Origin of the sequence: Pseudomonas serbica (assembly GCF_028823535.1) — a bacterium.
GTDB lineage: Bacteria > Pseudomonadota > Gammaproteobacteria > Pseudomonadales > Pseudomonadaceae > Aquipseudomonas > Aquipseudomonas serbica.
Genome location: NZ_JAQIYM010000090.1, coordinates 956,053 through 969,483 on the forward strand (window position 1 = coordinate 956,053; position 13,431 = coordinate 969,483).

A 13,431-nucleotide genomic window follows, 5' to 3' on the forward strand; every position below is an offset into this window, starting at 1 on the left:
ACATCAGCGGACATGGCCGGACATTCGCCGGTTCAATTGATCATGACGCGAATGCAGCGTTAAGTAGCTGAATAATATGAAGAAAACTATTGTTTTGGCGTTTTTCAAAATGTTGAAAATACGGTGATAGGACATGACCGGACATTCCCGGACATTTTGAGGACGTGTTTCAGTTGAACAGGAAGCGCCGATCAAAACAAAAATGGTCAGCAGCTTGCTGACCATTTTGGTGTACGGAAGACTTAAACAGTCTCTCGAACGATTGGCGTCGCGCAGGCGCCATCAATCCGATATTCCGGGGGATCTTCAAGAGTGTGTGAGTTCTCTTGGGTCGACTGCAGGTATTCGATCAGCTTGCTGAAATCGGGCTCTTCTTTGACCGGATCCACAAAACCGGTTTCAGCTTTCCAGTCTTCCCAGTCCTGCTTGGTGAAACCGTGGCGCATAAGTCCGCCTGAGCAGTTCGCGCCACCCAGGCAAGCACAAGCGCTACCACCGCACCAGCGGTGGCGCCATTGCTCCGGCATGGCCTCCATAACCTCGTGAATCGTCAGTTTCGTATCGCTCATGCAGCCCCCAAGTGTGAAAGTGATCAAGTTTTCCCTGACCACCAATGTCATTTGATTTCGAAGCGTGCCCCACGGGCCATGCGGCCTTCTTCGTAGGCCTCGAGCTCTTCTTTGGTCAGGCTGTCCTGCCAGGCAAAAAACTGCTCAGCGGTTTGTATCTCGGAGCCTTCGGATGATTCGGTCAGGTGAGGCGTGTAGTACGTCATGACCGGCTTGTCGACGGGGGTGGGTTCCGGGTGCCTGGATTTCCAGTCTTCCCAGTCCTTTTGGTTAAAACCGGCCTTGGCCGCGCCGCCCGCACAATTCGCGGCACCGATGCATTCGCAAGCAACGCCTTTGGTGCACCAGTTGTACCGCCAGCTGGCCGGCATCTGTCGCATGATGCGATCAATATGGATGGACATGAGCGCTATACCCTTAGCTTGTTAGAATTGAGGTGACAATTCATCATCTTTCTTGATGGTTTTGAAGCCAAGCACGTTGCGATAGCTCATCCGAGCCTCGGCCATATCGATCAACCACCATTTGCCATGGCGATCCTGGAGGAAGTCGACACTCCAGTCACCGTCCAGATGCCGGGTAATGGCCTTGGCCATCTTCTCCAACTGGTTGAAATCCTTGTCATCCAGGGCGCTGATGGCTTCAAGTTTTTGCTCCCAATCCTTGGCGGTCGGGGCGTGACCCTTAATCGCCTCCTTGGGCCAGTACGGTTGGTAGCCCTCGACCTGCCCATGCCCGGCGAAGAATCGAAACTCTTTGGTCACCGGCATATTGCCAAAGGCGTGGAACGCCGCTTCGGTTTCCAGCATTTGGCGAATCAATAGCGAACTGGAGAACGGGTAGGGGCTCATACCCTGGTAAAAGACAATTTCACCGATATGTTTGATGACGGTCTCGCGGTCGGCACTGGCCAGGCAGCAGGATTCTTCCCAGTAGTGTTTATTACTGGTGAAGCTGGTTTTGATGAAGAGAGGGAAGCCGTGAAGCTTACCCATTTCCTCGACGGCCTGGACGATCTGGTCAAGGTTGTCCGTCATTTCCTGGGTCTCTGGGTAACCATCCAGGAACGAGAGCTGCAACGCGGTCGTGAGCGGTACCACACGGGTGGCAGGCGAGCTGACCCCGGCTTTTTCGACCGCTGGTGCCCAATTCTCATAGGCGGTAGGGGCGGCTTGGCAACGCTCCATAATGCGCTTGAGGGCGCTCTCTTCAGATTGTGGTTCCGGTTCCGGTACGAACATCGGTGAAGCTCCAGTTTTTCAATATCAGAAAGGGTATGGTGGGGGCGCGTCTAGGCTTTTTCCAGGTTAGTTTTCACTTTCTTGTCGAAACTGTCCAATTACCTCAAGCAACCGCGTGGTGATCGCGTTGAGGCTCTTTGACAGCTGGCGGGTGCATGACCGTTTTATGCCTCTCCTCGTTGAGGAATCGATTGACCAGCTTGGCTGTCGCTTCTGCTGCCGTCACGATGAAGAGGTGACCATCGTCGAACACGTGTAGCTCAGCGCCTGGAATCTGGTTGGCAATAAACTTCATGTTGATCAGCGGGATGAGCGGGTCGTCGTTCCCAGCCAGCACCATCGTCGGCTGCGTCAGTTCGTGCAACCAGAGCATGCTCGACCAGAAGTACACCGCTGTCGTCTGGTAGTAATAGCCGAGGGCACTGCTTTTAGCCTTCATCTTGCTGGCGTAGGCCGTGCACAGCTCCTTGTTACGACGGAAAACGCCGCCGTAAATGTCGGGAGCGATTTTGGCCATGTGGTTGGGATTGGTGTACCTGAGAGGGCTCGCCATCAACGCTAGAACCTTGGGCGAAGGTGTGACCATGCCGATCCCACAGCTTGTAGCGGCGAGGATCAGTTTCTTGCAGCGATCAGGGTAGTCGCGGGCGAACTGCTGTGCGAGAAACCCGCCCCACGACACACCGATCACACAGACCTTTTCGTAATCCAGGGCATCAAGCATCTCGGCGACTGTTCGGGCCATCCCTTCAAACCGGTAGGGGAACTTAGGGGAGGGTGAACCGCCCACCCCAGGTACGTCGAAGGCAATCACCTCCAGATCCGGGTGCAGGTGCTCAACGAAGGGAAACACCAGCTCCATGCTAGCCCCGATGCCATTGAAGATCAGCAGCGGCGTCAAGTGTGGTTTACCAGGCCGGATACCCGTTCGAATCTTTTGGCCGTTGACATTGATTGTGCTGATGTTGAACTGCTGACTCATGGAACTCGTCATGCTGATGCTCCCTACGGTCACGCACCGTAATTGGGCATAGATTCCCACCTGACCGGGGTAATCATGCCTCTGAAAAACATTGCAAAAAGCCATCAAGTCAATATTGACTCTATGTTGGCCGTTGGATAATCTTGTACTCACATCTTGAATGCAACCGGGCTTCAGGAAAAAAATCTGATTACAAGGAATGAAGGATGAAAAAGCTTCTGGCCCTGGCCGCTATCGCAATCGCACTGCAGGGCTGTACGACTAGCCTGATCGAAGGCCAAAAGCAGGAACTCGAGACCTATAAGCAAAAAGGTCTGGCCGTTGAAGAGCGCAATCCTAAGCTCGCAGCTGCCCTGGGTATTCTGCCAATGGCTGGCTACCTGTACGACGGAAATTACGTTTTAGCATTCACTACTTTGCCGCTGTATCCGTTTCTCGGCCCTCTGTGGATGCCGTTCGATACCTACAACTCGGCCCAGGCTCGTAACTACTACGCGACCAAGCCGCACGTTGAGCGTGAACGCGCCAAGGCCATGCAGTTCAACGACCGCGAGATGGACGATAAGCACATCGACGACGTGACCTACCGTCGCAATCGCCGCGAGATCGAAGATAAGTTCTCGGCTTACTGAGTCGAGACACCGAGTCTTCCAACAAACCCCGCCTTTGCGGGGTTTTGTCTTTTTAGGGGCTATCCGAAGACCGGAATCTCCATAAAATATAAGCTTTCCATATGCGATAGCGAGTTGACATCCTGTCAATACATGGTAATTATCGAGGAAAGGAGTGCAGCCGTCCGGACTCAGGTTTCGGGAGGTAAGCATTGAGGCATAGCAGAAATAGAAAGGAGAGCACCGTGACCGTTCCAGGCTTGAATGTTGCACTATTTATCGATGCAGACAACGCACCAAGCCGCAAACTGGCCGGCGTGCTGAAAATATTGGAAAAGATCGGTACCGTTTCGATTCGCCGGGCCTACGGTAACTGGGCAAGCGCCAATCTTTGCCCGTGGCGCAAGGTGTTGCATGAGCATGCCATCCAGCCGATCCAGCAGTTCGACCTGACTAAAGGGAAGAACGCAACGGACATGGCGATGACCATCGATGTCATGGATGTGCTCTACAACAAGTCCGTGGATGTCTTCTGCCTGATGTCCTCCGATAGCGACTTCACGCCGCTGATCATGCGTCTACGGGGCGATGGTAAGCAGGTCTATGGCTTCGGTGGGCCCCAGTCACCCGCGCCCTTTATCAGCGCCTGCTCCCAATTTCATTATCTTGAAGGTTACACAAAACCTCAGGCACAGCCTTTACCTGCGCCTGCCGCGTTTGTGACAGCTGCTGTTGCGACTTCCGATCCTGCTCTGCCAGAGAACAGCGATATCACTCCTGTCGAGCCTGGCGCGGTATCGGTCGCTTTGCCAAAACCCTATGTGAAGCACACACCGGACGAACTAAACGCCGTTCCAGGCCTAAAAACGTTGCTGATCGATAGTGTCTGCAAAGTGGGCGCACCCGGTGAATGGGTCACCTTGAGTTCTGTTGGCGCTCATCTGCCAAAGCTGAACGTAAAACTCTACGGATACCCAAAACTTGTTCAATTGATGGAGCAGTTCTCAGTCTTCGAAATAAAGCGAGAGAATACACACCCGCTTATACGCATGAAGGCCAAGGCCATCCATGGGGCGCATGCGGTATTGGCCTAGAGGGGCCGGGGCGGCAGGGGACTGACGTGACTTCCCGAGCGTCGCCGGGGCTTCAGTGCGGTTTGTGATGCCGTACTGGCATAGGGCAGAATAGGGGATAGCCCTTTTGCGAGACACTGCCATGAACAACCGTTGGACGTATTGGGCGTGCTTTCATCTCTTGAGGGAGACCCTGGACGACGGTGGGATCAAACAACATCTGGACTACAACGTCCCAAATGCTCCCATCATGGAGTATCCAGTATCTGGGGGCCGTCTCAACCTAGTTGATCCGGCCTTGCGCATATTCCTGAGCCTGTGCGGCTTGCCATCGGTTATCTCACCTCAGACCCAGCTGTACGACGTTTTGGCGGGCGTCGATCAATGGTTTGCACGGGAGTTTATTGCAAAGGGGATTGAGGGCTATGACTGCGCGGGTTTTGAGGCCCTGTATGCCTTGAAGGATGTGGGTAAGGGATGGGCTGAAATAGACCGCCTGACCAACCTGCTTTGTGGCTCATCATTAACTAGATTGGCCGATTATTCAAAAGGCTGGATCTGGCTGAGTGACAGCGATCCTGCGCCGGGTTCTACCGGGCTGGTAACGGCACAGATCTACACCGCTGCCTACGCACGCCAGGAGCAGAATATGGATGACATCCAGCGCGTCAGAATTGGTGCAGTTGGCTCCAATTATGAGCATCTGTTGTTGGCCATCACCCAGAAGATCGATGAAATTAACGATCAAGCGACTGAATTTGGGCTTCGGAGCGATTGCCCTGAGCATTTTTCTATCCAAAAGCGCAGTAAAGACATTTGCAGCGTTTACCTGAAGACCAGCGTGGTGGATGGCAGGCATAAGGCTGAAATCAACTACGACCGTTTGTATTGGCATCAACACGATCATGCTTTGCTGCACGCCATGTTGAAGGTGCTTCCGAAGCAGCAGAGATACAAAATCCAGGCCGGGATCTTTTCTTCAGAGCTCGGTTTGTGAAAGGCTAATATTAATAGTTGTGTTGTCGCTCAAGCCGGCGACGTACCGAATTGATTGAACAGGTGAGCGATGCAAAATAACAAGACAGGTAGTCAACCAGCCTCCGAGCAGATCATGACGCTCAATTTCTTGGTGATGAAACACATCTGCGAAACCCTGTTGCCAGCGCATCCATTGCCAAAAGAAGTAGCGGGTCTATCCCTGTTGTCTGCTATTGGCGAGGAAGAAGAACTGGGGGACGATGAAGCGTATTTCATCCGGCCATTCTTGAAGACCATCGGTTATAAAACTGAAGAGTATAGTGGTGAGGATGACTGCATTACTTACCTCAATTTGCCGAATCCAGAGTTGGCCGAGGTTGTTGATCGACTCAACACCTGGTGGCTTGGTTATTCAGCTGCTTGCAAAGAACGCTCTATTGTCCCAGCCGCCATTGATCAAGTGTTTGCAAACTATGGGTTTAAATCAGAAGGTCTGTATTCAACGTACGATTCGGCCTATGAGCAGCTTGATAAATTAATGACCATGGTCTGTGGTGAGTCATTTACCTCGGTCTATGACAAGATTTCTAACAATCCATTCATTGATTATGTTGCTAAAGGTAAACGTCCGACCAGCTATAGCGTATCTGTTTCACTTTATAAGATCGGTACTTACTGCGGAATTACAGACTCCAGTAGCCCGCCTGAAACTTACCATATCCCAATGCAGTTAGTGACAGGCAATCCAGCCGTTATTGGGAAAAACCTATTCCGTGTGGTTGGGTTGATGGCGAATTCATTAATTGATGGTGGGTTTTCTTCCACGCATAACGTTTCAAGCTTGACCATCTGCAAAAATGGTCAAAAATTCGTAGATATTCCTCTTAAGTTTAGCCGTGAAGAAGATGATGACGAAAAATCTGTAACTGATACATACCAGGAAGCCAATAAGAAATGGGATCTCAGCTATTCCCTGTATTACAGCGGCCTTGAAGTCATTCGAAGTGACCGTTTGTTACTCAAAAGCATTTCTGACGCCATGCCTGAAAAGGATAAGTTTGCCTTCCTGGCCGCACATTTTTCGCAAGACCTTGGTCTCTAGTTTAAGCCCTAGGTTTTAGGGATTAAGCGATTGAAAAGCCCCCAAGTCCGTATGGGGGCAAAGTAATTAGCCCAGCGACAGACTGTGTTCGGCCCAGGCATTGAGTCGTTTGTTGGACGGGTAGGTGGGTTCATCTGGTTTGACGAATCCTACTTCCGGCATCATCACCGACCATTTCTGCGGATCGCCGTAAATTTCCTTGATCTTCCCAGCATCCTTCGGATTTTGCAGGTCATACACGACTTGCTCCTCGCAACCAGTGAAGTGGGAGATCCAGAGGTCGACGATGTAGCGGCCCCTGACGACCGCAAAGTCATGGCCATCGCTACTGCTGATTTCGGGGTGGGTGACGGGGTTGTCTTCGTTCGCAAACCCATACACATCGCCCTGCTTCAGGTCGTCGACGACAAACTTGGCGGAGTTGGTGCAGATGAAGAACTGCTCGCCATTGGGCAGAACCGAAATGCAGTCGGTGGTTTCAGTGATATCTGCATCCTGCAGAACCTTGCCGGTGCGTGGGCATTCGTTGCGGATCCCAATTTTATCTTCGTCGCCGTAGCGAGATTCGAGCTCTCGGCGGGTAATTTTCAGCATTGCGGGTTTCCTCAAAGGGGTGCCATTCCCTTATGCTATGCCACGCCGTCAATTCTATTCAATTGTTGGGTCGAATTGAGTACTTGCTCAACCTCTATCCACCGCCGTCAAGCGAGCCCTCCATGCCTGAGATATTTGTCCACTACCCGGCCCTGCTTTACCTCACCCTGGGCGTGTGCAGCCTAGTGGCGGTCGCACTCATTGCGATTGTCTCGGCTTGGCTTCCACGCTGGTTGATGACCTCCTGGGACGCCGAGGCGCGTGAATTGCTGGATCTGAAATCCCAGTTCAAGATGGTCAACCCCTGGGTAAGTTTCTGGCGGTATTCGTTGGTGTGGGATGATAAAGAGGTCGTACCCTTTCTGAGCTTGCGTACGTTACTGATCAGCCTGGCTGGGCTTGCGCTCATCGGCATAACGGTGTGGCAGACAGGACTTACCCCATACGCCGGCCTGCTGTGCTTGTGGATGCTGGCGCTGCTGATGCTGTCGGTCATCGACCTGGAGACCTACCTGCTCCCGGACGCCATTGTGTTGCCGTTTCTGTGGATGGGTTTGATCGCAAACGCCTTGTACGGCGCCGTGGGGCTTCAAGAAGCGCTGTGGGGCGTAGTGCTCGGTTATCTGATGCTTTGGCTGCCGGCGTCACTGTTCAGGCTCGCCAGAGGGTTTGATGGCATGGGGCGGGGTGACTTCAAGTTGCTGGCCATGCTTGGCGCCTGGATGGGCTGGCAGCAGTTGCCATTGTTGTTGCTGGTGGCGTGCGTCCTGGGTGTAGTGGGCGGCATCGCACAGATGGCGCTGAAGTCCAAGCTCAAGCGCGTACGCACCGATTACGTGGCGTTCGGGCCTTACCTGGCCTTGGCGGCGGTCGTGGTGCAGTGGACTTGATTGACCGCCTACGGTACTGTTTTTATTGAGTGCGCCCCAAAGAGGGCGTGCGGGCTTTTGCCATAACAATAAAAATAAAGGCTCAGCATGTCCTATCAGATCGAAATCACGCGCAAGATCGCAGCCACTGACGGTCATTTACCCAGTCAGTTTTTTGGGGGCACTGGTTGTGACCGGGGCCTCATCCTCGTTACCGGTGACCGGCGCCCCTCGTTCGAGGAGGTTTCTAAATACCTCGAAGACGAAATTGTCGACTTTATGCTGGTCAACTATGACCAAGAGACCGGAGAGGGTGACTTTCTGGTAGTTGACGGTGATGCGCCGGAATCCGGCACCGTATACATCTTCGACGACATTTGATGGGTTATGCCGGCCAGGCTATCAAGTCGAGGCCGGCAGCAGATCAATTCAATAAATTCCCCCAGAAACCACGATCCAGGCTTCCCTTGCAGCCCTGATACTGTGCCGCGTAGGTGTTGGAGCGGGCGCCAACTTTTCTGGCGACAGGAACTAGCCATGTTTTTTTGAGGTAGCTGCGCCGTTTATAGCCAGTCCATCCTTCGTGATAGTTCAGATAGACATCGGTGGCATTCGAGACTGGAACACCATTTATCTTGTTCGTCCGGCGAACATACCACCCCATAAAGTCGATGGCGTCGGAAAAGTCCGTTCTGTCTGCGAAAGTGTGCCCGGTGGATTTCTTGTATTCGGCCCACGTGCCGTCCAACGCCTGGCTATAGCCATAGGCTGAGCTAACCCGCCCCCAGGGGATGAACCCCATGATGTACTTCTTTGGCGGCCTTGCGTCGTGCCTGAAACTGGATTCTTGGTACATCATCGCCATGGGCACCTGTACTGGCACGTTCCAGCGTTTCTGCATGGCCAGGGCGTCTTTGTGCCACTCCTTCTTCTCCTGAAAGATGGCGCAGAGGTTTTCCGGATTTCGCGGCGGAGCCGTACTGCTACAGCCGGCTAACGCCGTAGCCAGGGCTGCCAGCAGCCCTAAGGTTCGAATTCTCCGCCAAGGCGGGCAGGCCAGGGCCACGGGAGTGGAGGTGGCGATTCGGCGCAGCTGGGGGCAATGCACAATGAGGTACCATCACTTTTTTGTTATTCTTTGGGGATGATCGCGGTTACGTTATCGTGCGGCGACGCCAGACTTTATCAAGGCCTGCGCGGATGGGCAATTCTCGCTAAACATGCGAGAGAAACCCGACAAGTGGGCAATTCACTATATTAATTGTTCTGTGTGACTAATTTTTTGGTGCAGCCGTCAGAGCTAGCTGTTAAGGTTTACCCTTTATTGACAGGCAGGACTGCATTCCCTCGGGAAAGGAACAGGACTCCAAAAAATTTAGGGCTCTTTTAATATGAACAAAATGACGAGATTCGGGCTGTTCGCCCTGGTCAGCCTTCTCGCCGGTTGCTCGAGCGCTCCGCATCAGAGCAATGATTATTCTGCACCAACAGCCGTGAGCACCGCCCCGGCACCGGTCAAATCCAAAATTTCCAGCACCACCGTCGCCGCCAATGAAGTGCTGATCCAGGCCATGGGCCTTGTTGGCACGCCTTACCTGTGGGGCGGTGAAGACCCTCGAATCGGGTTTGACTGCTCAGGTCTGATCCAGCATGTGTTCTCCGAGGCCATTGACCTCAACCTGCCGCGCACGTCGGTGGCGATGAGCACCCTGAACGCCCCGGTGGTCGGTCGCGAAAAACTGAAAACAGGCGACCTGCTGTTCTTCGCTACAGAGCGCACCAAGCGGATCACCCACGTTGCCATCTATGTGGGAGAGAATCGCTTCATCCATGCGCCACGGGCTGGTAAGAACGTGAGCATGGCTCGCCTGGACAATCAGTATTGGTCAAAACACTTCGTCTCAGCCAAGCGCGTCATTACGCCAACACGGCTGAATCAGGTGACCAAGCAGACCGGTGAGAGCTCAATGGCCTCGCTCTGATGCACTGAAACACAAAGAGGCGGCCCACGGGTCGCCTTTTTTGCGACTGGTGTTTAAGGTCAGCGGCACCGGTATGATGGTTGGACAAGCATTCGGAAGCCAGCCATGACCAACTTCGAGATGAATCTCAGTCTTTTTAAGATTGCAGCCTACACCGCTATCGGCGGGACAGATCCTGAACGACAACTTGCGATCTTTGGTGAGGCTCCTGAGAATGTCGCCAGCGTCTCTTTGGGAGAGATGTTCCAGGCTGGGCCTATCCTTGATCATGGGAAGGTTCACCCCATGGACAAGCTGCTTAAGAGTTTCGGCCTGGGTGACAATCTGGATGATTGGGTCAAGGCGGGCGGGTCGCCGTTACTCGCGACTCGGCATGACGGCTTTCCTGCTTACAAATACCCGCCGATCCTCGGCTATCTGAAATGTCTCCTGCAAGTCCCTAATGGCTTCGGACTTCTTCGCGCAAAGCATTTCAAAACAATGTCGCTGGATCAGTGGCGCCTTGGGACTGATGACGAGATGGTCGCATCAAGCTTGCTCAGGGGATTGTGCACCGGCGTGATCAATAGCTTTAACCTGGACAATGGAATCCCCGTAGCGCTGTTCGATGCCTTTAAAAATCCGGTCATCGAGGCGCAAGTGATCGAGTTGCTTAAAGCTTCGACACCGACGCCTGAGGGGAATGGGATCTTCGAAAATGCAGAGTACGCACTCATGACGGCGTATGTCTTCAACCGCCTGGGTCTCTACACACTGCGCCAAGCGGTTCTAGAGTCGCCGGCGTACACGGAGCTCGAGCAACCTGTCCACAAGCTGGTCGAACACATGATGTGGGCCACGTTGTCTGAGAGCAATCATTCATGCATGACCAAAGCGCAGCAGTTTTTGCTGCACGCCTTGGACATTGAGCCTGGTGATCCGGTCATTGATCAAGCGTTGAAGCTGAGGTTCGAACTCAGTCACACCGCCGCCAATCGCGAATTCGTGTTTGAGAGCGCAACGCGGCGCATGGAGTACCTGATTGAAGCAGGAGCTTTATCTCAGGTTGGGATCTGGATGACAGAAGCCTTGCCTTATATGGATCGATTCCCGGTGATCCCTGACGAGCAGAAGGGCGATTTCATAGCTGCGTGCAAAATCGGCGATCCCCTGTCGGTGATGGAGGGTTTGGCCATTTATGGCAATCCAGGCGAAAGCCAAAGCCTGGACTTCATGATTCGAGTATTGGGCCCCGAAGGTTTTGTAGAGGCCTTTAGGAAAACCTGTGAGCGTGCAGTTTCATCGGAAGCCCATTGGGTTAAGGGTGAGTCTTTCAACCTCAATTCCTTGGTCGGCCTCAACGTTAATCAGCTCAAACAACATGGTCTGTTGCACGAAGTGTTGGACTGCGTCATGGCGGTTTACGAGCCGCTGTGGGCGAAAAAAGGAGCTTCGATCCAAAATGGCGAGAAAAATTTCGCTGTAGAAATCCAGTTCCAGAGAATTACCAAGTGGGTGGGCAAAGTCCTAACGGCTGCGCCGTGTAATGAGCGCGCTGTCGCCTGGTTCAAGCGCCTTGAACATCCCTTTGCTCAGGAACAGTTTGTAGCCGCGATCCCGGCCAGCCAGGCGATTTTTCGCCGGATGAGCTTCCAACAGCGGGCCGCTCAATTCAGCAGAGACCTCGGGCTTTAACCACTCAGCCAATTGTTGGACATCGATCTGACAATTGACGCTTAACCAATAACGGCGACCCTTCAGTCGCCGTTGTCTTACCTGGTGATTTGGGATTGGCGCCACAGGTATGATGGATGAATAGACCTTTGGAACCAGCCCATGTCCGACATCGCCCTAAAACTGAAAATGTTCATCATCCGCGCAGAGTCGGCGCTTAGCCATGCCGATCCCGAACGGCATGAAGCTGTCTTCGGCGACGCCGGCGACAATATGCTTGGGGTGCCGCTAGAGTCCATCATGCAGGCTGGGCCAATTCCTGATCACGGGAACGATCTTCCCTATGATTACCTGCTGAAGAACATGGCCATCAGTTCCGACCTGGATAATTGGTTGAAGGTTGGCGGCTCGCCCTTGATCGCGACTCGTCACGACACCCCTGAGGGGTACAAATTGCCGGCGATTCTTGGTTACCGGAAATGCCTGCTTGAGGATTCGAGCGCAAAGGTTCTTTTACTCAGTAAGAAAGTCAAAGACCTGTCGGTTGAACAATGGCGCCTCGGGACTGACGAAGAGATGGTCGCCTCGGGTTTGTTAAGAGGATTGAGCACGGGCTTAATCCAGTCGCATTCCATCGGCAGTGAGATTCCAGAAGTCCTCTTTGATGCCTTCAAGAATCCAGCTGTTGAGGTACAGCTCGTTGAGCTACTTCGAAGTATGCCCATTCAAATTGGATTGGAGCGGGTAGAGAGCATCTATGAGCGACGAGAGCATGTGCTGATGACTGCATATGTCTTTGATCGCCTTGGGCTGACCGCGCTTCGCCAGGCAGTGTTGGACTCCCCGGCTTTCAGGGATGGCGTTCGACCCACCGCCATTCTTGTCGAGCATCTGCTATGGGCGACGCTGTGCGAAGACAAGCATCAGAGCATGAGGCATGCCCATCAGTTTCTGCACAATTGCCTCGGGGTTGATCCTACTGATGAGGTCATAGACGAGGCACTGAAAAGGCCATTCGATCTCTGCGGAAACACAACAAACCGCGAGTTTGTCTACGAGCGGGCAACACGTCGTATGGAGTTTCTGATTGAGAATGGTCGCCTTCCTCAAGCGCGTTTTTGGTTAAAGGATGCGTTGCCACACATGGATCGCTTCCCGGTGATTCCGAATGAATTGAAGTCAGATTTGCTGGAGGCATGTCAGATCGGTCAGCCCGGTTCGATATTTGAGGGACTGTCGAAGACGAAACCTGAGGCTCTGAAGTTTTTGATTCCAACCCTGGGCCCGGATGCTTTTATCGAGGGGTTCCGACAAGCCTGTGACCGGTCGATCTCCAACGCCTTGGTGCGGGATGGTGACTTCAGCTTCAAGCCGGTTGACTTGCTCGGCATCAACGTAAAAACGCTGCACGAGCAAGGGGTTTTGCATGAAACGCTGGATGCAATCATGGAGGTTTACCCGATGCTCTGGGCGGGTACCGCGCAGATAATTCACTTTCGCAAACAGAAATGGGGCGATGAGCGTCGGTTTGAGGATGTCACCCGATGGGTTGGCGAGGCCCTAACTGAGGCACCGTCCACTGAGCGCGCAGTCGCCTGGTTCAAACTCTTTGAGTACCCATTCGCCCAGGAAGCGTTTGTAGCTGCAATACCGCCAACTCAGGCAGTGTTCAACCTGATGAGTCTCAAGCAGCGTGGCGTGCAGTTTGGCCATGATCTCGGCTTGTAATCCAGTGATTCCTGTTGACCTTTAGGCACCATGACCCTGAGAAACTGCC

Annotated in this window: 15 protein-coding genes; 9 read left to right on the top strand and 6 right to left on the bottom strand. The window is 53.2% G+C overall.

Annotated elements, in window-relative coordinates:
• Positions 1-242 precede the first annotated feature (242 nt).
• From NQL71_RS36080 to phaZ, 4 genes are all read right to left on the bottom strand, one after another.
• Entirely contained in the window at positions 243-569 is a 327-nt protein-coding gene (locus tag NQL71_RS36080; RefSeq protein ID WP_274644404.1) for a P-loop NTPase family protein, read from the bottom strand.
• Between the two features lie 47 nt (positions 570-616).
• A complete protein-coding gene (locus NQL71_RS36085; RefSeq protein WP_274644405.1) occupies positions 617-973 on the bottom strand; it encodes a hypothetical protein in 357 nt (118 codons plus the stop codon).
• A gap of 21 nt (positions 974-994) precedes the next feature.
• Positions 995-1,810, bottom strand: coding sequence for an ATP-grasp domain-containing protein (locus NQL71_RS36090; RefSeq protein ID WP_274644406.1), 816 nt, complete (start codon positions 1,808-1,810; stop codon positions 995-997).
• A 103-nt stretch (positions 1,811-1,913) separates the two neighbouring features.
• On the bottom strand, positions 1,914-2,792 hold the full coding sequence (gene phaZ / locus NQL71_RS36095) for a poly(3-hydroxyalkanoate) depolymerase (RefSeq protein ID WP_425520714.1): 879 nt from the start codon (positions 2,790-2,792) through the stop codon (positions 1,914-1,916).
• Positions 2,793-2,998: 206 nt separating this feature from the next.
• Here phaZ and NQL71_RS36100 point away from each other — a divergent pair, with 206 nt between their 5' ends.
• The 4 genes from NQL71_RS36100 to NQL71_RS36115 all read left to right on the top strand — a co-directional run bounded on the left by NQL71_RS36100 (position 2,999) and on the right by NQL71_RS36115 (position 6,556).
• The gene (locus NQL71_RS36100; protein ID WP_274644408.1) at positions 2,999-3,424 is read left to right on the top strand and encodes a hypothetical protein; all 426 of its coding nucleotides are present in this window, start codon (positions 2,999-3,001) and stop codon (positions 3,422-3,424) included.
• Between the two features lie 224 nt (positions 3,425-3,648).
• A complete protein-coding gene (locus NQL71_RS36105) occupies positions 3,649-4,497 on the top strand; it encodes an NYN domain-containing protein (RefSeq protein ID WP_274644409.1) in 849 nt (282 codons plus the stop codon).
• Positions 4,498-4,618: 121 nt separating this feature from the next.
• The gene (locus tag NQL71_RS36110) at positions 4,619-5,473 is read left to right on the top strand and encodes a hypothetical protein (protein ID WP_274644410.1); all 855 of its coding nucleotides are present in this window, start codon (positions 4,619-4,621) and stop codon (positions 5,471-5,473) included.
• A 69-nt stretch (positions 5,474-5,542) separates the two neighbouring features.
• Positions 5,543-6,556 carry a hypothetical protein gene (locus NQL71_RS36115; protein ID WP_274644411.1) on the top strand — a complete coding sequence of 338 codons (1,014 nt, stop codon included), beginning with the start codon at positions 5,543-5,545 and terminating at the stop codon, positions 6,554-6,556.
• Between the two features lie 66 nt (positions 6,557-6,622).
• On the opposite strand, the gene NQL71_RS36120 is transcribed toward NQL71_RS36115, so the two are convergent.
• Positions 6,623-7,150 carry a hypothetical protein gene (locus NQL71_RS36120; protein WP_274644412.1) on the bottom strand — a complete coding sequence of 176 codons (528 nt, stop codon included), beginning with the start codon at positions 7,148-7,150 and terminating at the stop codon, positions 6,623-6,625.
• 122 nt (positions 7,151-7,272) lie between these two features.
• On the opposite strand from NQL71_RS36120, the gene NQL71_RS36125 reads away from it, so the two are divergent.
• Positions 7,273-8,040 (top strand): prepilin peptidase, encoded by a 768-nt coding sequence (locus tag NQL71_RS36125; RefSeq protein ID WP_274644413.1) that lies wholly within the window; start codon positions 7,273-7,275, stop codon positions 8,038-8,040.
• An 87-nt stretch (positions 8,041-8,127) separates the two neighbouring features.
• Positions 8,128-8,400, top strand: coding sequence for a hypothetical protein (locus NQL71_RS36130; protein WP_274644414.1), 273 nt, complete (start codon positions 8,128-8,130; stop codon positions 8,398-8,400).
• Between the two features lie 43 nt (positions 8,401-8,443).
• Here the strand turns inward: NQL71_RS36130 and NQL71_RS36135 are convergent, their stop codons facing one another.
• A complete protein-coding gene (locus NQL71_RS36135; protein ID WP_274645070.1) occupies positions 8,444-9,055 on the bottom strand; it encodes a transglycosylase SLT domain-containing protein in 612 nt (203 codons plus the stop codon).
• Positions 9,056-9,410: 355 nt separating this feature from the next.
• Between NQL71_RS36135 and NQL71_RS36140 the strand changes: the two genes are divergently transcribed.
• The 3 genes from NQL71_RS36140 to NQL71_RS36150 all read left to right on the top strand — a co-directional run bounded on the left by NQL71_RS36140 (position 9,411) and on the right by NQL71_RS36150 (position 13,382).
• Positions 9,411-10,001, top strand: a complete 591-nt coding sequence (locus NQL71_RS36140) for a C40 family peptidase (protein WP_274644415.1) — start codon at positions 9,411-9,413, stop codon at positions 9,999-10,001.
• A 105-nt stretch (positions 10,002-10,106) separates the two neighbouring features.
• Positions 10,107-11,675 (top strand): hypothetical protein, encoded by a 1,569-nt coding sequence (locus NQL71_RS36145; protein ID WP_274644416.1) that lies wholly within the window; start codon positions 10,107-10,109, stop codon positions 11,673-11,675.
• Positions 11,676-11,816: 141 nt separating this feature from the next.
• Complete coding sequence (locus tag NQL71_RS36150; protein ID WP_274644417.1) at positions 11,817-13,382, top strand: hypothetical protein; 1,566 nt, start codon at positions 11,817-11,819, stop codon at positions 13,380-13,382.
• Positions 13,383-13,431: the final 49 nt, after the last annotated feature.